This is a genomic window from Kribbella qitaiheensis (genome assembly GCF_014217565.1).
Taxonomy (GTDB): domain Bacteria; phylum Actinomycetota; class Actinomycetes; order Propionibacteriales; family Kribbellaceae; genus Kribbella; species Kribbella qitaiheensis_A.
Genome location: NZ_CP043661.1, coordinates 1819703 through 1841172, shown reverse-complemented (window position 1 = coordinate 1841172; position 21470 = coordinate 1819703). Strand labels below are relative to the sequence as shown.

The window sequence follows — 21470 nt, the reverse complement described above, 5'->3', positions numbered from 1 at the left end:
TGCCGCGTAACATACGGTCAGCGTGGAGCGTTACGTCTACGCCGGCCCGCTCGCCCCGAGCCGATGCATGAGGCAACGGTGAGCGATAAGGGGCGTGGGAATGACGGCGAGGCGGTCCGGCCGGCCACTGTTTGCCGCCTTCCTCGTCGTTGCACTCGGATTTGCCCCGCTCGCGGCCAGTGCCTATCAGGTGCCCTCGGCCCCCTTCGCCGACGCCGGTACGGCGACGGCGACGGCGACGATGCCCGGCTCCGGCCTCGTCCAGACCATCTCGGTCACGGGCAAGACAGCGCTTGGCGATCCGGGGACGGCAGGGGAGCGCGGGACTACCGGTCGTACCTACTCGCCGCCGATCGCCGGAACGACCCCCGCGCAGGAACTCGTCGTCGACACCGGCGACTGCGCCTCCACCGGAAGCTGCGGCAGCAGAGGGACGGTGACCGTCACCTTCTCGCAGCCCGTCCGTGACCCGATCCTGCATCTCGCCGGGATCGGCGGTGCGGCCACCCAGACTGTCAACGGCCGGCCCAGCGGTCAGTCCGAGCTCCACTCGGTCCTCAAACTCACGACCGCGGGGCTTGCCCTCACCAAGGTTGGTGAGGGCAACAACCTCGCCGTCACCAGCGACACGATCACCGCGGTGAATGCCGATGCCGGACCGAGCTGCATCAACGGGAAGACCGGTACCGGCCCCGATGCCGCCGCGACCGCGGCCTGCGGATCGGTCCGGGTGCTCGGCGCGGTCAAGTCGGTCGCGTTCGAGGTCACCGCGATCTTCACCAAGAACGCCATGCTGCCTGCCTTCAACACTCCAACCTCCGGCGATGTGTTCTCGCTCGTAGCGTCGGTCGGCGAGGACTTCGGCGACGCGCCCGCGTCGTACGGGGCTGCCTGGTCGGTGCTCGGCGACGCACGACTGGGCAACGCCGCGACCGAGGACAACGCGACTGTCGCCAACGGCAGTACTGGTCCAACCACTCCAGATCAGGGCGATGACGGCGTCACCTTCAAGCCACTGGTGACCACGGCCAAGACCTACTCGGCATCCGTCGCACTGACCGGTACGACGAAGCCCGGCCGTGTCTGCGCGTGGATCGACCTGGACAAGGACGGCAAGTTCACCCCGATCGAGCGATCGTGCGCCGCCTTCGCGGCCGGGCAAGGCGCCGTCACGCTGAACTGGAACGACCTGGTTCACCTCCCAGCCAGTACGACGTACGCGCGGGTGCGCCTCGGGTACACGGCGACGCAGGTGGACGAGCCGGCCGGCGCGGCGGACTCGGGCGAGGTCGAGGACTACCCGTTCGTCATCGCGCCACCACCGCCTCCGATCGCGACGGACGATGTGGCGACGACGCCGTACGACACCGGGTTGACGGCCGATGTCCTCGGCAACGACAAGCCAGGTGATCCGGCCGCGCCGCTGCAACCCGACTCGCTCTGTCTGGTCAACGGATCCAACTGCGGCGTGATGGTCAATGTCGCCGGCCAGGGCAAGTACGTGGCGGCGAGCGGCAAGCTCGGCTTCGACCCGGTGCCGGGCTTCGTCGGCGTCGGCAAGCCGGTGACCTACAGGATTGCCGACGGCAACGGCACTACCGCGACAGCGAAGCTGACCGTCACCGTCTCCCTGCCGGCCAAGCCGGTCGCCAACCCCGACACCGCCTCCACTCCGCAGAACGTCAGCACTGCCCTCGGCGTGATCGCCAACGACAAGGCGGCTCCCGGCGTGACGCTGGATCCCAGGTCCCTCGTACTACGAGATCCCGCCGACGCGAAGTTCAAGAAGTCGGTCGTCATCCCGGCCGAGGGCACCTACACCGCCCGGGTCAACGGGCTCGTCGACTTCGTCCCGCCGGCCCGCTTCACCGGAGTCGCCACCAGCCTCGGGTACAGGGTCGCGGACAGCACCGGCCAGTTCGCGGAGTCGACCCTCACGGTCACGGTGACACCGGTGATCCCGAAGGCGATCGGCGACTCGGTGGCGACGCCGTTCGACACGGACCTGGATGTCGAGGTGCTCGGCAACGACCTGCCGGGATCGCCGGATGCTCCGCTCGACCCGGCCAGCCTGAAGCTGATCGATCCGGCGCACGGCGACCTCGTCGACAAGTTGGTCGTACCGCGACAGGGCGCCTACCTGGTGGCGGACGGCAAGATCGCGTTCCAGCCGGTGACGGGATTCCGGGGCAGCGCGACGCCGGTCGGCTATCAGGTGCTGGACAAGAACGGGACGGCCGCGCGGGCCCAGTTGACCGTGTCCGTCGACGCACCCGGCCCGCCGGTGGCCAATCCCGATACCGTCAGCACGTTGCAAGGCCGCTCGATCTTCATCGCGGTGCTTGCGAACGACAAGCCCGGTCCGACCGGCTCGGCCCTCGATCCCAGCAGCGTCCGGCTGATCCGGCCGACCGAGAGTCAGCCGCCGCCAAGTCCGGTGACGCCAGGCCGACCGACTCGAGGCCAGCCGGTGACCAGCCTGGTGATCGCTGGGCAGGGCAAGTACACAGCCAAGCCGGACGGGCGGATCCTGTTCGAGCCGGTCCCAGCCTTCCACGGCAAGGCGACTCCGGTCACGTACCAAGTGGCCGACGGCAACGGAGCCCTTGGTACGGCAGGCCTCGCGATGAGTGTGACCGCGGTCCAGCCCGACGCGGACGACGACACCGTGAGTACGGCGTACGACAGCGCGGTGACCGTGTCGGTAATGGCGAACGACAACGCGGGCGATCCAGGTGTGCCGTTGGTCCCGGGAAGCGTGCGGCTGATCGACCCGATCACCCAGAAGCCCGCGACGACCGTGAACGTGACCGGCCAGGCGACCTTCGTGGCGAAGCCGGACGGAACCGTCGACTTCGATCCGCTGCCGACCTTCACCGGAACCGCGGCCCCGATCACCTACACGGTGTCCGACGTGAACGGCACGCTCACGAAGGCGATCCTGACGGTGACCGTTGCCAAGCCGCCCGCACCGACCGCTCATCCGGACACCGCGACGGGCAAACAGGATCTCGACGTCACCCTCAATCCGCTGGAGAACGACGAGGCCGGGAAGGGCACCACGCTCGACCCGACGAGTCTCGTGCTGATCGATCCGGCCGACGACTCGTCCGCGATGGCGGTCGAGGTCGCCGGCCAGGGCAGCTACCGGGTCGAAACGGGCGGCCGGGTGACCTTCGATCCGCTGCCGTCCTTCACCGGTGCCGCGACGGCGATCGGATACCGGGTCGCCGACCGGTTCGGCCAGGCGACCTCATCGACGATCACGATCAGCATCACGGCGATCACACCGACGGCGGCTGACGACATCGGCCGTACGCCGTACGACGCGACTGTGCACGTGAACGTGCTCGGCAACGACAAGGCGGGCGATCCGAGTGCGCCACTGGTTCCCGGATCGCTGCTGCTGAAAGACCCGGCGGACGGGCTGTTGAAGACGAAGGTGATGGTCGCGGGCGAGGGCGTCTATACGGTCGCCGCCGGAGTGGTCACCTTCGATCCGGCCGCGACCTTCGCCGGGGCCGCTACGCCGGTGTCCTACCAAGTTGCCGATGACAACGGAACCACCGCGGCCGCGGTCATCAAGCTCACCGTCGGCGCGCCACCGGTCGCCCGTCCGGACACCGCGTCGACGCTGCAGAACCTCACCGTCACCGTCAACGTCCTCTCGAATGACTCGCCCGGTACCGACGCGAGCCTCGACCCGTCGTCGGTTCTCATCGCGCAGCAAAGGGCCGGCTTCAGCAAGACCGTGACCGTCCCCGGACAGGGCACCTACGCCGTACAGGCCAGCGGGGCGATCCAGTTCGACCCGCTTCCGGCGTTCCACGGCAAGGCGCGGCCGATCAGCTACCGGGTCGCCGACTCGAACAAGACCGTCGTCGGCTCCACTCTCGGAATGACTGTGACCCCGGTGGTTCCGGCCGCTGTGAACGACTCGGCGATTACCCCGTTCAACCGGCCGATCACGATGAACGTGCTCGCCAACGACAAGCCCGGCGATCCGAGTGCGCCGCTGGTCGGAGCATCGGTGCTGCTGAAAGACGGCTCGAAGTACGCCAAGAGCCTGACCCGGCCGTGGGAGGGCCGGTACGTCGTCAATGCGGACGGCTCGATCACGTTCACTCCGGTGACGACGTTCCAGGGCGTGACTGCGCCAACGCAGTACAGGGTGACCGACCGCAACGGAACGACCGCGACCGGGCTGCTGTTCCTGACTGTCGGCAAGGGACCTGAGGCCAGGCCCGACACCGGTACTACGAAGCAGAACCACGACGTGACCGTGGATCCGCTCGGCAACGACTTGCCTGGGACCGCGGCCGAGTTGGTGAAGTCGTCGGTGCGGCTGTTCGACGGCAAGGCATGGGTGATGACGGTCGTTGTTGCCGGTCAGGGAACGTACAAGGTCTTGCCGGCTGGGATCAGCTTCGATCCGGTGCCGTCGTACAGCGGGCCGAGTTCGATCAGCTACGAAGTCGCCGACACGACGGGGAACAAGGCCACCTCGACCGTCACTGTGGCGGTGACCCCGATCATCCCGGCCCTGGTGAACGACACCGTGAGTACGGCGTCCGACACTGCCGTGACCGTGCCGGTGCTGGCGAACGACAAGGCCGGCGATCCGAGCGCGCCGCTGGATCCGTCGAGTGTGCGCGTGATCGATCCGGCGACCGGCAACGCGGTCGCGAGCTTGCGGGTCGCCGGGCAGGGAACGTTCACCGTTCAGCCCGATGGCGGCATCCGGTTGATGCCTGAGCACGAAACGACTGGCGAGCTCACGCCCGTCACGTACCAGATCAGCGATGCCAACGGCACGAGCGCGACGGCCACTGTGACCGTGACGGTCGGGGCGAAGCCGGTCGCGCTGCCGGACCTGGCTCGGACCAAGCAGCACGTGAAGGTCACCTTCGACCCGCTCGCGAACGACAAGCCCGGTGCGGGCGCCACCCTCGACCCGGCGACGCTGTTGCTGGTCGGCCCGAACGGCGACCTGGTCATGAGCGTGACGATCGCCGGCCAGGGAACGTACGAAGTTGCCGACGGCAAGCTCACCTTCACCCCGGCGACCCGGTTCAGCGGCACCACGCGGCCGACGGCGTACGAGGTGAAGGACTCCACCCGTAACGCGGCGCGCTCGACCGTCGCGGTGACGGTGTTGCCGGTCCTGCCGGACGCGGTGGACGACGCCGCGAGTACGCCGTACGGGACCGCTGTCAGCGTGACCGTGCTGGCGAACGACAAACCCGGCGACGCGAGTGCGCCGCTGGTCCCGTCCTCGGTCGTGCTGCGCGACCCGGCGGACGGGAAAGAAAAGACTTCGGTGACGATCCGGGGCGAGGGCGGCTACCTCGCCAGGCCGGACGGCACCGTTGGATACACCCCGGTGAAGGGATTCACCGGTACCACCAGATCGCTGACCTATCGGATCAGCGACGCGAACGGGACGTCGGACACGGCCCGCCTGGAGATCACCGTGCGTGGTCCCGGCGGGGCGAAGGCCATCCCGGACAGTGGTACCGGTACGCCCGGCAACCCGGTGGTCGTGAACCCGCTGCTCAACGACGCCGCGACCCGTGGCGCGGTCTGGAGGCCGGGAAGTGTCTGCCTGGTCACCGGTCCGGCCGTCTGTGGGAAGCAGATGACCGTACCGTCCATCGGAACCTGGACGGTCGGCGCCGACGGGACGATCAGGCTCGTTCCGGAGCGGGGCTTCACCGGTACGGCGACGCAGTCGTACCGGGTCACCGACACGAACGCAGTGTCGGCGACCGCTCAGGTGAGGGTGACCATCGGGGCCCAGCCGGTCGCGGCCCGCCCAGCATCACACCACCGAACTACCTCCCACCGGAGGGCCCTCGGGCTTGTTGCTGACGCTGGGCGGACTACTGGCCGCCATGGGTGCCGCGCTACTGCTGATCGCCCGCCGGGGCCGCCAATAGTGGGAAACCGTAGCGCCGGGACCCGCTGAGGAGCGGGCCCCGGCTCTGCGGCCATTTCTTACGTCCGAAGAAGTGGAGTACACGTCCCTCCGCTTCTTCGGACGTAAGCGGTCGAGCTAGAGGTCTGTCACCATCATGATTTCATCGCGGTAGTCGTCGGTCGCCACTCGCACAGCTCGCGGGTGGCGGCCGACGATGCGGTAACCGAGGGGCTCGTAGAACTTCTCCAGGCCGCCGCCGTCGCGGATGGTCAGCATCAGTTGCTGCAGGCCGAGGTCGACCGCCGACTCGCGTAGGCCTTCCATCAAGGTCCGGCCGGCGCCACCGCCCTGGTACTTCGGGTGCACCATCACCCGCAGTACGGTCCGCCAGTGCTTGCTCAATGCGCCGTCGTCGCCGACCAGCAGCCCCATCCCGATGAAGCGTTCGCCGTTGTGCAGCACGCCGAGCAGGTCCTGGCCCCCCGCCACCCGGTCCAGCGCGAGGTCGAGCGTGTCCGCCACCTCGTGCACCGGCGCGGGCGCCACGAACCCGACACTGCCACCCGCGTCCGTCGCGGCGATCCAGGTATCCAGCAGATCGGCCCGCAGCCCAGGATTGGACACCCGCTCGGAGTCAACCACCAAGTACTCCACCGGAACCTCCTGATCCACCTGCGACTGAGTTGCAGATAGCTTAGGTCACCGCGCCCTTCGCGGGGATCGCCAGGAGTTTGTCGGGGTTGCGGACGACGTAGATCTGGCAGATCGCGTTGGCGTTGTCCAGTTCCATGAAAGCCACGCTGTCGACCTCGTCGCCGTCGTACGCGATGAAGGCCTGTTCGCCGTTCACCTCGGCGGCCCGGACCTCGAGCGCCATCGCCTGGACGTCGTTCTGGAAGATGCCGAGCAGCCAGCGCGCGACCTTGTCGGCGCCCAGCAGTGGCCGGAGTGCGGCCTTGCGCTTGCCGCCGCCGTCGCTGACGAGCACGACATCCGGCGCGAGCAGTGAGACGACCTGGTCGAGATCGCCGGACCATGCTGCCGCAAGGAACTGGCTGGTCACCTCGGTATGCCGCGCCTTGTCGACCTGCTGCCGCGGTTGCCGCGCATGAACATGCTCCCGAGCCCGGTGCGCGAGCTGCCGTACTGCGGCCTCGGACCGGCCGAGCGTGTCGCCGATCTCGCTGAACGGGAGCTCGAACACCTCACGCAGTACGAAGGCGGCCCGCTCCAACGGCGTCAGCGTCTCGAGTACGACGAGCATCGCCATCGACACCGAGTCGGCGAGCTCGGCGACCGCGGCCGGATCGTCCCCGGCCGGCGCGGCTGCGATCGGCTCGGGCAACCACGGCCCGACGTACTGCTCCCGTCGCGACTTCTGCTGCCGCAGCCGGTTCAGCGCGAGCCTCGACGTGATGCGGATCAGATACGCCCGCACATCCCGTACGTCGCTCCGGTCGGCGGCCGCCCACCGCAACCAGGTCTCCTGTACGACGTCCTCGGCGTCGACCATGCTGCCGACCACCCGGTACGCCGCCCCGACCAGCACCGCCCGATGCTCCGCGAACTCGGCCGCCAGTTGCTCGTCGCCCGGGTCATCCATCCTCGCTCCAGCCCTGTCTCGATCGCCCTGTCTCGTCACCTTTTCACAGACACCCGACGCCGCATGGTCTGTGACATGGCGCTCGTGGGAAGGTGGTGTGCGCCCGCAATTGCTGTTGGATATTCATGCGGGGTCTGGCATACTCATTCATATGAGCCTGAAGGTCGCGGTCGCGGGTGCCAGTGGATACGCCGGGGGAGAACTGCTCCGGTTGCTGTCCGGACACCCGGAAGTCGAGATCGGGGCGCTGACTGCCGGCGGTAGTGCCGGTACGGCGCTGGGGCTCCACCACCCGCACCTCGTGCCGCTGGCCGGGCGCATCCTGGTCGAGACCTCGGCGGAAACGCTCGCGGGTCACGACGTGGTGTTCCTCGCTCTTCCGCACGGGCAGTCCGCCGATATCTCAGCCCAGCTCGGCGCTTTGGACAGCACAGTCACCGTGATCGACTGCGGCGCGGACTTCCGGCTGATCGAGGCCGAGGCGTGGGTGGAGTTCTACGGCGGCAAGCACGCCGGTCACTGGCCCTACGGCCTGCCCGAGCTGCCCGGTCAACGGGACAAGCTCCGCGGCACCAACCGGGTCGCGGTGCCGGGGTGCTATCCGACCGTGTCGACCCTTGCCCTGCTCCCCGCCGTACAGGCTGGTCTCGTCGATCCCGGCCAGCTGGTGGTGGTCGCGGTGAGCGGGACGTCGGGAGCGGGCAAGGCGCCGAAGGCTCACCTGATGGGCGCGGAGGTGATGGGTTCGGCCACGGCGTACGGCGTCGGCGGTGCGCATCGCCACACTCCGGAGATCGAGCAGAACCTCGGCATGGTCACCGATGAGCCCGTCTCGGTGTCGTTCACCCCCGTACTGGTGCCGATGGCCCGCGGCATCCTCGCGACCTGCAGCGCGCCGGTCACCTCGGGGACCACCGAGGAGAGCCTGCGCCAGGCCTATGAAGACGCCTATGGCAACGAGCCGTTCGTGCACCTGCTGCCGGAAGGGCAGTGGCCGCAGACGCAGGCAACGCTCGGCGCCAACACCGTGCAGCTGCAGGTCACGCTGGACCAGCGCATCGGCCGCGCCGTGATCGTGGCCGCGATGGACAACCTCACCAAGGGCACTGCCGGCGCCGCCGTGCAGTGCATGAACCTGGCCGCCGGTCTTGACGAGACCCTGGCCCTTCCCCTCGTAGGAGTAGCGCCGTGACCGTAGCCGTCACCCCGGACACCAAGGTCGATCGGAGCGCCGGAGTCACCGCGCCGGCCGGCTTCCGTGCGGCCGGGGTGATCGCCGGGATCAAACCGGCCGGCAAGCCGGACCTCACCGTCGTGGTCAACGACGGACCGTCGTACGACGCGGCAGGTGTCTTCACCACCAACAAGGTGAAGGCGGCGCCGGTTCTCTGGTCGCAGCAGGTCCTCTCGGCCGGCAAGCTGAAGGCTGTCGTGCTCAACTCGGGCGGCGCCAACGCGTGCACCGGCCCGGAAGGCTTTCAGGACACTCACAAGACGGCCGAGACGCTGGCCGAAGTACTGGGTGTCGGCGCGGCCGAGATCGGGGTCTGCTCCACCGGGCTGATCGGCGAGCGGCTCCCGATGGACAAGCTGCTGCCAGGGCTCTCCGCCGCTGTCGATGCGCTGGGCAATGACGCGGCAAGCAGTTTGGCCGCCGCGACCGCTGTGATGACCACAGACAAGGTGCCCAAGCAGGCAGTGTTGAAGCACGTCGACGGTTGGAGCATCGGCGGCTTCGCCAAAGGCGCCGGGATGTGCGCGCCGAACATGGCGACCATGCTGAGCGTCATCACCACCGACGCGATCGTCGATCAGCCGCACCTCGACCACGCGCTGCGGAACGCCGTCAGTAAGACGTTCAACCGGCTCGACGTCGACGGCGGTACGTCGACCAACGACACGGTGCTGCTGCTCAGTTCGGGCGCATCCGGCGTGACGGTTCCGGCCGACGGGTTCGAGGCGGCGCTGACCACGCTCGCCGCCGACCTGGTCAAGCAACTGCAGGCCGATGCGGAAGGCGTCACCAAGCACGTCAGCATCACCGTGCAGAACGCGGCTACCGAGGCCGAGGCGGTCGCCGCCGCGAAGGTCGTGGCCGAGGACAATCTCTGCAAGACGGCGTTCTTCGCCTCCGACCCGAACTGGGGACGGATCGCGATGGCCGTCGGCAACGCGCCGACCGCCTTCGACCCCTCGCTGCTCGACATCACCCTGAACGGCGCCGCTGTCTGCGTTGCCGGCGGCAAGGGCGTCGACCGGTCCGAAGCAGACATCAGCGGCCTGGAGATCGAGGTCGTCATCGACCTGCACGCCGGAAACGCGTCGGCCACCGTGCTGACCACCGACCTGTCGCACGCGTACGTCGAAGAGAACTCGGCGTACTCCTCATGACGACGACGCAAGCGAGTGCGGTGGAGAAGGCGGCGGTTCTCACCGAGGCGCTGCCTTGGCTGAAGGAGTTCCACGGCAAGACGATCGTGGTGAAGTACGGCGGCAACGCGATGGTGGACGACGAGCTCAAGCAGGCGTTCGCGTCCGATATCGTGTTCCTGCGGCACTGCGGAGTACGGGTCGTCGTCGTGCACGGCGGTGGGCCGCAGATCAGCGAGATGCTCGGCCGGCTCGGCATCGACAGCGAGTTCCGGGGTGGCCTGCGGGTCACCACACCGGAGGCGATGGACATCGTGGGCATGGTCCTGGTGGGCAAGGTCGGACGTGAGCTGGTCGGTCTGCTGAACGCGCACGGGCCGTTCGCGGTCGGCATGTCCGGTGAGGATGCCGGCCTGTTCACCGCCGAACGTCGCGGCGCGATGATCGACGGCGAGCACGTGGACATCGGCCTGGTCGGCGACGTGGTCGGCGTCCGGCCCGAAGCCGTGATCGACCTGATCGACGCCGGCCGGATCCCGGTCGTGTCGACGATCGCCCCCGACGAGGACGGCCTGGCGCACAACGTGAACGCCGACACCGCCGCGTCGGCGCTGGCGGTCGCACTCGGCGCGTCGAAGTTCGTAGTACTGACTGATGTCGCGGGGCTGTATAGGAATTGGCCTGAGAGCGACGAGATCATCACCCAGATCGACGCGGCCGAGCTGGCCGAGTTGCTGCCGTCGCTCGCGGCCGGGATGGTGCCCAAGATGGAGGCCTGCCTGCGCGCCGTACAGGCCGGCGTTTCCAGAGCCACCGTGATCGACGGCCGCGTGCCGCACTCGCTGTTGCTGGAGATCTTCACCGACGCAGGAAGTGGAACCCAGGTGATCCCGTCATGACCGAGTTGGTCACCGTCGAAGGCAGTGGGGCAGCCCTCGCCGAGCGGTACTCGAACGCGCTGATGAACACGTTCGGGCCGCCCAAGCGGGTGCTCGTCCGCGGCGAGGGCGCGTACTTGTGGGACGCGGACGGCCGCAAGTATCTCGACCTGCTCGGCGGCCTGGCGGTGAATTCGCTCGGCCACGCGCACCCCTTCATCGTGTCGGCCGTGACGAGCCAGCTGGCCACCCTCGGGCACGTGTCGAACTTCTTCGCCTCCGCGCCGCAGATCGCGCTGGCCGAGAAGCTGCTGTCCTTGTTCGATGTTCCCGGCAAGGTGTTCTTCACGAACTCCGGCACCGAGGCGAACGAGGCCGCGTTCAAGATCACCCGCAAGACCGGCCGGACCAAGATCGTCTCGACAGTCGGCGCCTTCCACGGCCGGACGATGGGCGCACTCGCGATCACCTGGAAACCGGCGTACCGGGAGGCGTTCGCGCCGCTGCCTGGTGACGTCACCTTCGTCCCGTACGGCGACGCTGCCGCGCTCGCCGCGGCCGTCGACGACCAGACCGCGGCCGTGGTGCTCGAACCGATCCAGGGCGAGAACGGCGTCGTCGTACCGCCGGACGGCTACCTCGAGGCGGCCCGGCAGATCACTACCGACCATGGCGCGCTGCTGTGGATCGACGAGATCCAGACCGGCGTCGGCCGGACCGGCGACTGGTTCGCCTTCCAGGCCGCGGGGATCACGCCGGACATCGTCACCGTGGCGAAGGGCCTCGGTGCGGGAATCCCGATCGGCGCCTGCCTCGGCTTCGGCGCGGCAGCGGACCTGTTACAGCCTGGCAATCACGGTACGACGTTCGGCGGCAACCCGGTCGCGGCGATCGCCGGCCTCGCGGTGCTGACCGTGATCGAGCGGGACGGCCTGCTCGCGAATGTGAATGCCGTCGGCAACCATCTTGTGTCGTCGATCGAGGCGCTGGACCACCCGTTGATCGCCGGTGTCCGGGGCCGCGGGCTGCTGCTCGCGATCCAGCTGACCGCGCCGGTGTCGGACCAGGTCGCGGCGCTCGCGCTCGATGCGGGGTTCGTCGTGAACAATCCGATTCCGGGGGCGATTCGACTGGCACCGCCGTACATCCTGAGCAAGGCTGATGCGGACAGTTTCGTCGCGGCCCTGCCAGGGCTGCTGGATGCGTGCGATTTGGAGGGCTCGTGACCAGGCACTTCTTGCGGGACGACGACCTCAGTCCGGCTGAGCAGGACGAGGTTCTGACGCTCGCCCAGAGCCTCGTGACCGACCGCTACGGCCATCACCCGCTGGCCGGGCCGCAGACGGTCGCGGTGATCTTCGACAAGACCTCCACCCGGACCCGGATCTCGTTCGCGGTCGGCATCGCGGAGCTCGGCGGCGTACCGCTGATCATCGACGCGCAGACCTCGCAGATGGGTCGCGGCGAGCCGATCGCCGACACCGCCCGGGTCCTCGACCGGCAGGTCGGCGCGATCGTCTGGCGGACCTCCGGACAGGTCCGGATCGAGGAGATGGCCGGGGCCTCGCGGGTGCCGGTGATCAACGCGCTGACCGACGAGTTCCACCCGTGCCAGATCCTGGCGGACCTGCTCACCGTCCGGCAGCACAAGGGATCGACCGCCGGGTTGAAGCTGGTCTACCTCGGTGATGGCGCGAACAACATGGCGCATTCCTACCTGCTGGGTGGCGTGACCGCCGGCATGCACGTGGTGATCGCCTCGCCGCCTGACTACCAGCCGGATGCCGCGATCCTGGCCAAGGCTGTGGAGATCGGTGGAGTGACCGGCGGCTCGGCTTCGTGGAGCTCTGATGCTTTCGAGGCGGTTGCCGGGGCCGACGTGCTGGCGACCGATACGTGGGTCTCGATGGGGCAAGAGGCGGAGGCGACTTTGCGAGAGGCGCCTTTCGTTCCGTACGCCGTGACGGAGCAGTTGCTCGCGAAGGCGAACGATGACGCGATCGTGTTGCACTGCCTCCCGGCGTACCGGGGGAAGGAGATCGAGGCTGCGGTGCTCGACGGGCCGCAGTCGGTCGTGTGGGACGAGGCGGAGAACAGGCTGCACGCACAGAAGGCGTTGCTCTCATGGTTGCTGGCGAAGTCATGACGATGGCCCTGCCGACCACCAAGACCGCACGTCAGCAGCGCATCGTGGAGCTGCTCGGTAGGCAGCCGGTCCGCTCACAGACGGAGCTGGCCGATCTGCTGTCCGCCGCGGGACTCGTTGTCGGCCAGGCGACCTTGTCACGTGACCTGGTGGAGATCGGGGCGGTCAAGGTCCGCGACTCGGCCGGCCAGCTGGTGTACGCCGTACCGGGTGAAGGTGGCGACCGTACGCCGCGCGCCGGCGAGGCTGCGGCCTTCGAAGCCAGGCTGGCCCGGGTCGCCTCCGAGCTCCTCGTCTCGGCGGAAGGCAGCGCGAACCTGGTGATGCTGCGAACCCCGCCGGGTGCGGCCCAGTACTTCGCGTCGGCAATCGACCACGTTGGCCTGGAAGACGTACTCGGCACCATCGCCGGCGACGACACCGTCATGGTCGTCTCCCGCCACCCCGCCGGCGGCGAGGCACTAGCTGCCCGCTTCCTGAACCTCGCAGCCCGCCACACCGACCCCAAGTAGCTCTCGCGGCACTCACGCCGAACGCTGTGTTTTGAAAGGATCTTGAAATGAGTACCGGAGAAAGCGCCGCACTCTGGGGTGGCCGGTTCGCCGGCGGTCCCGCTGACGCGCTGGCAGCCCTCAGCAAGTCGACCCACTTCGACTGGCGCCTGGCTCCGTACGACATCGCAGGCTCCAAGGCCCACGCGAAGGTCCTGCACCAGGCCGGTCTGCTCACCGACGACGACCTCGCCAAGATGCTGACCGGCCTCGACGAACTCCTCACCGACGTCCTCTCCGGCGCCTTCGTGGCAGCCGAGGACGACGAAGACGTGCACACCGCACTCGAGCGCGGGCCTGCTCGACCGCGTCGGCGCCGAGCTCGGCGGTCGCCTCCGCGCCGGCCGGTCCCGCAACGACCAGATCGCCACCCTGTTCCGGATCTTCCTGCGCGACCACGGCCGGATCATCGCCCGGCTCGTGCTCGACCAGATCAACACCCTCGCCGACCGGGCCGAGCAGCACCTCGGCGTCGCGATGCCCGGTCGCACCCACCTCCAGCACGCCCAGCCGGTGCTGCTCTCGCACCACCTGATGGCGCACGCCTGGCCGCTGGTCCGCGATCTCGACCGGCTCGCCGACTGGGACAACCGGGTCGCCGCCGATTCGCCGTACGGCGCCGGTGCCCTGGCCGGCTCCTCGCTCGGGCTGGACCCGGTGTTCGTTGCTTCCGAGCTCGGCTTCACGGACTCGTCGCCGAACTCGATCGACGGCACCGCAGCCCGCGACTTCGTGGCCGAGTTCGCCTTCGTCACCGCGCAGATCGGCGTCGACCTGTCCCGGCAGGCCGAGGAAGTGATCATCTGGGCGACCAAGGAGTTCGGTTTCGTCCAGCTGGACGACGCGTACTCGACCGGGTCGAGCATCATGCCGCAGAAGAAGAACCCGGACATCGCCGAGCTCGCTCGCGGCAAGTCCGGCCGGCTGATCGGCAACCTGACCGGCCTGCTCGCGACGCTGAAGGCGCAGCCGCTGGCGTACAACCGGGACCTGCAGGAGGACAAGGAGCCGGTCTTCGACTCGGTCGACACCCTCGAGGTGCTCCTGCCCGCGTTCACCGGCATGATCCGCACACTGCGGTTCAACGTGGAGCGGTTGGAAGAGCTTGCGCCGCAGGGGTTCTCGCTGGCGACGGACATCGCTGAGTGGCTGGTTCGGGAGAAGGTTCCGTTCCGCGTGGCGCACGAGGTGGCCGGCGCTTGCGTCCAGGAATGCGAGAAGCGCGGCATCGAGCTGTGGGACCTCTCGGACGAGGACCTCGCTGCGATCTCCAAGGACCTGACGCCTGAGGTGCGCTCGGTGCTGAGCGTCGAAGGCTCGATTGCCTCCCGCAACGGTCGCGGCGGCACAGCAGGAGTCCGGGTAGCCGAACAACTCACCGAACTCCGCACCCGCGCAGCCGACCACGCCGAACGCCTCGGCTGATCTGTCCTGGAGTTCCCGCCATGCCTGTACGCCGTACGTCGCTGGCGCGCCCTGTTCTCGAGGTCGCGCCGGCCTTGCTCGGTCTCGTCCTCCGCCGTACCACCGATGAGGGAACCGTGGCGGTCCGGATCACGGAGGTCGAGGCGTACGACGGGCCGAACGACCCCGGTTCGCATTCCTACCGGGGCCAGACCGCGCGCAACGCGGTCATGTTCGGCCCGCCGGGCTACCTCTACGTCTACTTCACCTACGGCATGCACTTCTGCATGAACATCAGCGCCGGACCACCCGGCCAACCCTCAGCCGTCCTCTTCCGGGCCGGCGAGATCGTCGAAGGCCTCGACCTGGCCCGAACCCGCCGGGGCGCCGGCCGCACTGGGAAACCCATCCCAGACCGCGACCTCGCTCGCGGCCCGGCCCGCCTCTGCGTTGCCCTAGGCATCAACCGCGAGGAGAACGGCGCCGACCTGCTGTCCCGGACCTCCCCGATCCAGCTCCTCCCCGGCACACCTTTCACCGGCGATCCGCTGACCGGCCCCCGGGTAGGTTTGCGCGAAGCCGCCGACCGGCCGTGGCGCTTCTGGATCCCCGGCGACCCCAGCGTCTCGCCGTACAAGCCGCACGTCCCGAAGCGCCGTCAGGCGGGCGCCTCGCCGTCCTGACCCCAGGGGTGCTTCACCGGTTGGCGAGCTCCAGGACGTAGTCGAGCTGGGGGAGACCGTGCTCGACCTCGGGGTCGGGGAAGAGCCCGATGTGGTGGACGCCGGCCGCGTTCAGGGCGTCGAGGTGGGCGGCGGCGTCGTCGAGGGTGCCGATCGGGCCGAGCTCGGTCCACCAGTCGGTCGGCATCGTGACGAGGCCGGCCACGCCCTGCTCCTCGAACCTCTTCAGCAGGTCGTCGTAGAACGGGAGTGCGGCCAGCGCCGGGTTCTTCTCGGCGATCAGGCCGGCGAGCCATGGGGCGGTCCATTCGTACGCCGTCTTGCGGTCGGCGCGCACGCAGAACGCGGAGAACGCGGCGATCACGAAGCCTTCCGGCGCACCGGCTTGCTCGATCGCGGCCCGCACGTACGACGGGCTAGCGGGCTCGGCGAGCACCACACCGCCCGCGACGCGACCGGCGAGCGCCATCGACTTCGGGCCGCGGACACCCAGCAGAATCGGGGGAGCGGTAGCCGGCGGCGCGTCGAGCTTCACCTTGTCGAGGTGCACGTACTGGCCGTCGACAGTCACCTCCTCGCCCGCGAGCAGCCGGTTGACGGCGTCGGTCACCTCGTCCAGGGCGGTCAGCGGCGACTTCGGCCGAACACCCATCTGGCCCATCCACTCCTGCACGCCGTGGCCGATGCCGGGCAGGAACCGCCCCGGCCCGAGCGCGTCCAGGGTCGCGAACTCCATCGCCGTGACGGCGGCCGCCCGCACCACCGCGGGCACGATGCCCAGACCGACGGTCAGCCGCTCCGTCACACTCAGCGCGGCCGCCACCAGCGACGGGCCGGAGGTGTAGAAGCAGTCCTCGATCACCCAGAGTTCGTCCGCGCCACCCGCTTCCAGCCGCCGGGCGACATCCGTCACCAGGGCAGCGGGAAAGGTCCGCGGGAAGCACATTCCGATCGCAGCAGAGGTCTGTGTCATATCGAGACCGTAAAGGTAACCGCCGACAGTCTGCTGAAGAGGCGTACGGGACCTCCGTACGGGTAGGTTTCGGGCATGGCCCGACAGCACTACTCCTCCCGCCTGGAGGACTGGTTCAACACCGGCGTGCAGGCGATCCTGCGGCGCCGCGGCTGGCGGGAACGGATCATCCCGCATGTCGGCTACGGCAATCAGGAGTACGTGCGGGTGCTGGCCCGCGTCGTGCTCAGTCGCGACCCGCGCAACCAGCCCCGGTACGACGAGGACCAGGTGGTCCGCGGCTGGAAGGTGTTCGTCACCGCACCGGCGACCGGAGTACAGGTGGCGGTCACGGTGGCCGGCGAGAGCTTCGAGGCCACCACCGACCGCGGCGGCTTCATCGACATGTCCCTCCCGGTCGTCCTGCCGCCCGGCTCGCACGAGATCAGTCTCGGGGTGCATGGTGAGCGGCAGGCCCGGGCTCAGGTCGTCGTACCGGATCCGGACGCGACGTTCGGGCTGGTGAGCGACATCGACGACACGGTGATGCTGACGATGCTGCCGCGTCCCCTGATCGCCGCCTGGAACACCTTCGTTCGTGATGAGCAGGCGCGACGCGTAGTACCGGGCATGGCCGAGATGTACCGCGAACTGCTGGCGGACCACCCCGGTGCGCCGATTTTCTACCTCTCGACCGGGGCCTGGAACACGGCTCCCACGCTGACCAAGTTCCTCGCTCGGCACGGTTTTCCGGCCGGGCCGATGCTGATGACTGACTGGGGACCCACCAACACCGGCTGGTTCCGCAGCGGTCAGGAGCACAAGCGCACCGCCCTACGGCGGCTGGCCTCGGAGTTCCCGAACGTCCGGTGGGTCCTGGTCGGCGACGACGGGCAGCACGACCCACAGCTGTACGGCGACTTCGCGCAGACGCACTCGGACCACGTCAGGGCGATCGGTATCCGCCAGCTGACTCCTGCCGAGCAGGTGCTGTCCCACGGTCTCCCCGTGCCGAACCAGGACCCGGGTGCCCACGACCCACACCGCCCGACGGCCGCCACAGTGCACGGCCCCGACGGCCACGCCCTGGTGGCGCAACTACGCGCAGTCCTGTCCCGCCCGGAAGCTACCTGACCGTTCCTGGCACCCCGGTGTCTCGTGTCAGTCTTCCGCACGTCGTCTCCGGCGCCATCTGGACACCGGAGCCAACGCACGGAAGACCGACACGAGACACTGGTTGCCGACACGACGTACACAAGGAGACCAAGTGACCGACAGCGGGACCGCAAGCCGCACGCAGGTACTCGACGACCTGGACAGCCGCGGCCTGATCGCGCACTCGACCGATCCCGACGTACTGCGGGCCGCTATGGCGGCCGGGCCGATCACCTCCTATGTGGGCTTCGACCCGACTGCGCCCAGCCTGCACATGGGCAACCTGCTCCAGCTGTTGACGCTGCGGCGGCTGCAGTTGGCCGGTCACAACCCGATCGGTCTGGTCGGTGGAGCCACCGGTCTGATCGGTGACCCCAAGGAATCCTCCGAGCGGGTGCTGAACCCCAAGGACGTCGTCCAGCAGTGGGTGGAGCGGGTCCGTAGCCAGGTGGAGCGGTTCATCGACTTCGATCCGTCGCTGCCGAACCCGGCGCGGATGGTGAACAACTACGACTGGACCAAGGACCTCAACACGCTCGACTTCCTCCGGGACATCGGCAAGCACTTCCCCGTGAACCGGATGCTTGGCCGTGAGGTCGTGAAGGCCCGACTCGAGCAGGGGATCAGCTACACCGAGTTCAGCTATGTGCTGCTGCAGTCGCTGGACTACCTGGAGCTCTACCGCCGGCACGGCTGCACACTGCAGACCGGTGGAAGCGACCAGTGGGGCAACCTGACCGCCGGCGTCGAGCTGATCCGGCGTACGGAAGGCGGCAAGGCGCACGCGCTGGCCACGCCACTGGTGACGAAGGCAGACGGGACCAAGTTCGGAAAGACCGAGTCGGGGTCTGTCTGGCTCGACCGCGAGCTGACTTCGCCGTACGCGTTCTACCAGTTCTGGTTCAACACCGACGACCGCGACGTGATGCAGCTGGTGCGCTTCTACACGTTCCGTACCGCGGAGGAGATCGCCGCGCTGGAAGAGGCGACCGCAGAGCGACCACATGCGCGTGAGGCTCAGCGGGTGCTCGCCGAGGACGTCACGACCCTTGTGCACGGCGAGGACGAGACCCGCCGGGTGCAAGAAGCCTCGAAGGCACTGTTCGGGCAGGGCGAGCTCGCTGCGCTGAACGGCGAAACGCTGGTAGCCGCACTGCGGGAAGCACCGCATGTAGAGCTTGCTGCGGGCGAGCCAATGCCAACGTACGGCGACCTGTTGGTGAAGGCCGGCCTGGTGGCCAGCAAGTCCGCTGCGCGGCGGACTGTCGCGGAGGGCGGGGGATACCTCAACAACGTGAAGGTCAGCGATGCCGAGTACGTGCCTGGCAGTGACGACCTGCTTCCGGGTGGCGCGCTGGTACTGCGGCGCGGAAAGCGTTCCTTTGCAGGGGTCCTGGCCTCTGCCGCAGGAAGCTGACGCCCGGTCGACGAGTGGCGGGAGGCTCCCGGCGTGAGCTGGGAGCTACCCCTCAAAGTGCCGGCGAGGCTATCCCACAAAGTGCCGGCGAGGCCATCCCACAAACTGGATGCCGAGGGCAAATTACAGCCGTGTGATTCGACCCACCGGGAATGGATTTGACCGGTCACCCGCAAGCCACGTAGTGTTCTTCTTGTTGGAGCGAGTGCGGGACGCGAAAGCGGCCGGTCGCTTCGAACCCCCCAAAGGCTAGCTGAGCCGAACCGCGTCTCCGGACTCGGGGCGGAAGCTGAAGCATGGGTGGTGGATCGGAAAAGCCCGGCTTGACCGGGCGTCTCTGGTCCGGTAAGGTAGCGCAGGTTGCCCCGGAGTCCTGGCCGAAAGGTCACAGACGCGGTGTGCGCCCGATTCTTGAGAACTCAACAGCGTGCCGAAAGTCAATGCCGAAATTTAGCATTAACCCCCTTCACGGGTCTCGGTGGTAGCAGGTCTGTCTGGCCTCTTCGAGGTTTGGATGGTCTGGTGTCGTCGTGGATTCGTGTTGGATTCCTTTGTAATTTTTATTGAGATTCAAGTCAGTTTGATTGTCTCTGATTGCATCGGATCGTTTTTCGTTTTGTCTGTTATCCACACTTCGGTGTGGTTGACATATAGATTTCAACGGAGAGTTTGATCCTGGCTCAGGACGAACGCTGGCGGCGTGCTTAACACATGCAAGTCGAGCGGTAAGGCTCTTTCGGGAGTACACGAGCGGCGAACGGGTGAGTAACACGTGAGCAACCTACCCTCAACTTCGGGATAAGCCTCGGAAACGGGGTCTAATACCGGATATCACTTCCTGCTTCATGGCGGGGGGTTGAAAGTTCTGGCGGTTGGGGATGGGCTCGCGGCCTATCAGCTTGTTGGTGGGGTAATGGCCTACCAAGGCGTCGACGGGTAGCCGGCCTGAGAGGGCGACCGGCCACACTGGGACTGAGACACGGCCCAGACTCCTACGGGAGGCAGCAGTGGGGAATATTGCGCAATGGACGAAAGTCTGACGCAGCAACGCCGCGTGAGGGATGACGGCCTTCGGGTTGTAAACCTCTTTCAGCAGGGACGAAGCGAGAGTGACGGTACCTGCAGAAGAAGGACCGGCCAACTACGTGCCAGCAGCCGCGGTAATACGTAGGGTCCGAGCGTTGTCCGGAATTATTGGGCGTAAAGGGCTCGTAGGCGGTTCGTCACGTCGGGAGTGAAAACTCGGAGCTCAACTCCGAGCCTGCTTCCGATACGGGCAGACTAGAGGTAGGCAGGGGAGAGCGGAACTCCTGGTGTAGCGGTGGAATGCGCAGATATCAGGAAGAACACCGGTGGCGAAGGCGGCTCTCTGGGCCTTACCTGACGCTGAGGAGCGAAAGCGTGGGTAGCGAACAGGATTAGATACCCTGGTAGTCCACGCCGTAAACGTTGGGCGCTAGGTGTGGGGGACATTCCACGTCCTCCGTGCCGCAGCTAACGCATTAAGCGCCCCGCCTGGGGAGTACGGCCGCAAGGCTAAAACTCAAAGGAATTGACGGGGGCCCGCACAAGCGGCGGAGCATGCGGATTAATTCGATGCAACGCGAAGAACCTTACCTGGGTTTGACATATAGGGAAATCCTCCAGAGATGGGGGGTCCGTAAGGGTCCTATACAGGTGGTGCATGGCTGTCGTCAGCTCGTGTCGTGAGATGTTGGGTTAAGTCCCGCAACGAGCGCAACCCTCGTCCTATGTTGCCAGCACGTTATGGTGGGGACTCATAGGAGACTGCCGGGGTCAACTCGGAGGAAGGTGGGGATGACGTCAAGTCATCATGCCCCTTATGTCCAGGGCTTCACGCATGCTACAATGGCCGGTACAAAGGGCTGCGATACCGCAAGGTGGAGCGAATCCCAAAAAGCCGGTCTCAGTTCGGATTGGGGTCTGCAACTCGACCCCATGAAGTCGGAGTCGCTAGTAATCGCAGATCAGCAACGCTGCGGTGAATACGTTCCCGGGCCTTGTACACACCGCCCGTCACGTCATGAAAGTCGGCAACACCCGAAGCCGGTGGCCTAACCCTTGTGGAGGGAGCCGTCGAAGGTGGGGCTGGCGATTAGGACGAAGTCGTAACAAGGTAGCCGTACCGGAAGGTGCGGCTGGATCACCTCCTTTCTAAGGAGCATTGACGCCAGGGCTCGTAAGAGGCTGGTGTCTACTCGTCGTTTCTAAGACATCCGTTCTTAGGCGACGGTGCTTCGGAATGTGGAACATTGACCATTAGGCATGAAACGGAACCGAGCAGGCTAGTACTGCGAACGATTCTTCGGAATCGGGAGCGTGGAACGTGTGTGGAGTCGAGTGGAGTGCCGAGGCGCGCTGTTGGGTCCT

Annotated in this window: 13 protein-coding genes, 1 rRNA gene and 1 pseudogene; 12 read left to right on the top strand and 3 right to left on the bottom strand. The window is 67.4% G+C overall.

Annotated features, from left to right (window positions below):
* Positions 1–100 precede the first annotated feature (100 nt).
* Entirely contained in the window at positions 101–5968 is a 5868-nt protein-coding gene (locus tag F1D05_RS08295) for an Ig-like domain-containing protein (protein ID WP_246486518.1), read from the top strand.
* Between the two features lie 87 nt (positions 5969–6055).
* Here the strand turns inward: F1D05_RS08295 and F1D05_RS08290 are convergent, their stop codons facing one another.
* Positions 6056–6574, bottom strand: a complete 519-nt coding sequence (locus F1D05_RS08290) for a GNAT family N-acetyltransferase (RefSeq protein WP_185446723.1) — start codon at positions 6572–6574, stop codon at positions 6056–6058.
* 40 nt (positions 6575–6614) lie between these two features.
* Positions 6615–7523 carry an RNA polymerase sigma factor SigJ gene (gene sigJ, locus F1D05_RS08285; protein WP_185446722.1) on the bottom strand — a complete coding sequence of 303 codons (909 nt, stop codon included), beginning with the start codon at positions 7521–7523 and terminating at the stop codon, positions 6615–6617.
* A gap of 151 nt (positions 7524–7674) precedes the next feature.
* Here sigJ and argC point away from each other — a divergent pair, with 151 nt between their 5' ends.
* The 8 genes and pseudogenes from argC (at position 7675) to F1D05_RS08245 (ending at position 15555) form a co-directional block, all read left to right on the top strand.
* Positions 7675–8715, top strand: coding sequence for an N-acetyl-gamma-glutamyl-phosphate reductase (gene argC, locus F1D05_RS08280; RefSeq protein WP_185446721.1), 1041 nt, complete (start codon positions 7675–7677; stop codon positions 8713–8715).
* Positions 8712–9914 (top strand): bifunctional glutamate N-acetyltransferase/amino-acid acetyltransferase ArgJ, encoded by a 1203-nt coding sequence (gene argJ / locus F1D05_RS08275; protein ID WP_185446720.1) that lies wholly within the window; start codon positions 8712–8714, stop codon positions 9912–9914. The genes argC and argJ overlap by 4 nt, the downstream gene beginning before the upstream one ends.
* Positions 9911–10792, top strand: coding sequence for an acetylglutamate kinase (gene argB / locus F1D05_RS08270; protein WP_185446719.1), 882 nt, complete (start codon positions 9911–9913; stop codon positions 10790–10792). The genes argJ and argB overlap by 4 nt, the downstream gene beginning before the upstream one ends.
* Complete coding sequence (locus F1D05_RS08265) at positions 10789–11997, top strand: acetylornithine transaminase (RefSeq protein WP_185446718.1); 1209 nt, start codon at positions 10789–10791, stop codon at positions 11995–11997. Before argB ends, F1D05_RS08265 begins: the two co-directional genes overlap by 4 nt.
* Positions 11994–12917 carry an ornithine carbamoyltransferase gene (gene argF, locus F1D05_RS08260; RefSeq protein WP_185446717.1) on the top strand — a complete coding sequence of 308 codons (924 nt, stop codon included), beginning with the start codon at positions 11994–11996 and terminating at the stop codon, positions 12915–12917. Before F1D05_RS08265 ends, argF begins: the two co-directional genes overlap by 4 nt.
* The gene (locus F1D05_RS08255; protein WP_246486517.1) at positions 12896–13429 is read left to right on the top strand and encodes an arginine repressor; all 534 of its coding nucleotides are present in this window, start codon (positions 12896–12898) and stop codon (positions 13427–13429) included. The genes argF and F1D05_RS08255 overlap by 22 nt, the downstream gene beginning before the upstream one ends.
* Positions 13430–13476: 47 nt before the next feature.
* Positions 13477–14893: pseudogene (argH, locus tag F1D05_RS08250) on the top strand (argininosuccinate lyase).
* A 20-nt stretch (positions 14894–14913) separates the two neighbouring features.
* The gene (locus F1D05_RS08245; RefSeq protein WP_185446716.1) at positions 14914–15555 is read left to right on the top strand and encodes a DNA-3-methyladenine glycosylase; all 642 of its coding nucleotides are present in this window, start codon (positions 14914–14916) and stop codon (positions 15553–15555) included.
* A gap of 13 nt (positions 15556–15568) precedes the next feature.
* On the opposite strand, the gene F1D05_RS08240 is transcribed toward F1D05_RS08245, so the two are convergent.
* Positions 15569–16528, bottom strand: coding sequence for an LLM class flavin-dependent oxidoreductase (locus F1D05_RS08240; RefSeq protein ID WP_246486516.1), 960 nt, complete (start codon positions 16526–16528; stop codon positions 15569–15571).
* Positions 16529–16603: 75 nt separating this feature from the next.
* Here F1D05_RS08240 and F1D05_RS08235 point away from each other — a divergent pair, with 75 nt between their 5' ends.
* The 3 genes from F1D05_RS08235 to F1D05_RS08225 all read left to right on the top strand — a co-directional run bounded on the left by F1D05_RS08235 (position 16604) and on the right by F1D05_RS08225 (position 21254).
* Positions 16604–17641 carry an App1 family protein gene (locus F1D05_RS08235; RefSeq protein WP_185446715.1) on the top strand — a complete coding sequence of 346 codons (1038 nt, stop codon included), beginning with the start codon at positions 16604–16606 and terminating at the stop codon, positions 17639–17641.
* Between the two features lie 133 nt (positions 17642–17774).
* Positions 17775–19079, top strand: a complete 1305-nt coding sequence (gene tyrS, locus F1D05_RS08230; RefSeq protein WP_185446714.1) for a tyrosine--tRNA ligase — start codon at positions 17775–17777, stop codon at positions 19077–19079.
* Between the two features lie 657 nt (positions 19080–19736).
* Positions 19737–21254 (top strand): 16S ribosomal RNA (locus tag F1D05_RS08225).
* Positions 21255–21470: the final 216 nt, after the last annotated feature.

Bases quoted from the DNA above. Each gene is read 5' to 3' on its own strand.
- argB (WP_185446719.1), top strand. From the start codon at position 9,911: ATGACGACGACGCAAGCGAGTGCGGTGGAGAAGGCGGCGGTTCTCACC.
- sigJ (WP_185446722.1), bottom strand. From the start codon at position 7,523: ATGGATGACCCGGGCGACGAGCAACTGGCGGCCGAGTTCGCGGAGCAT.
- F1D05_RS08295 (WP_246486518.1), top strand. From the start codon at position 101: ATGACGGCGAGGCGGTCCGGCCGGCCACTGTTTGCCGCCTTCCTCGTC.
- F1D05_RS08240 (WP_246486516.1), bottom strand. From the start codon at position 16,528: ATGACACAGACCTCTGCTGCGATCGGAATGTGCTTCCCGCGGACCTTT.
- F1D05_RS08265 (WP_185446718.1), top strand. From the start codon at position 10,789: ATGACCGAGTTGGTCACCGTCGAAGGCAGTGGGGCAGCCCTCGCCGAG.
- F1D05_RS08245 (WP_185446716.1), top strand. From the start codon at position 14,914: ATGCCTGTACGCCGTACGTCGCTGGCGCGCCCTGTTCTCGAGGTCGCG.
- argC (WP_185446721.1), top strand. From the start codon at position 7,675: ATGAGCCTGAAGGTCGCGGTCGCGGGTGCCAGTGGATACGCCGGGGGA.
- F1D05_RS08255 (WP_246486517.1), top strand. From the start codon at position 12,896: ATGGTTGCTGGCGAAGTCATGACGATGGCCCTGCCGACCACCAAGACC.
- F1D05_RS08235 (WP_185446715.1), top strand. From the start codon at position 16,604: ATGGCCCGACAGCACTACTCCTCCCGCCTGGAGGACTGGTTCAACACC.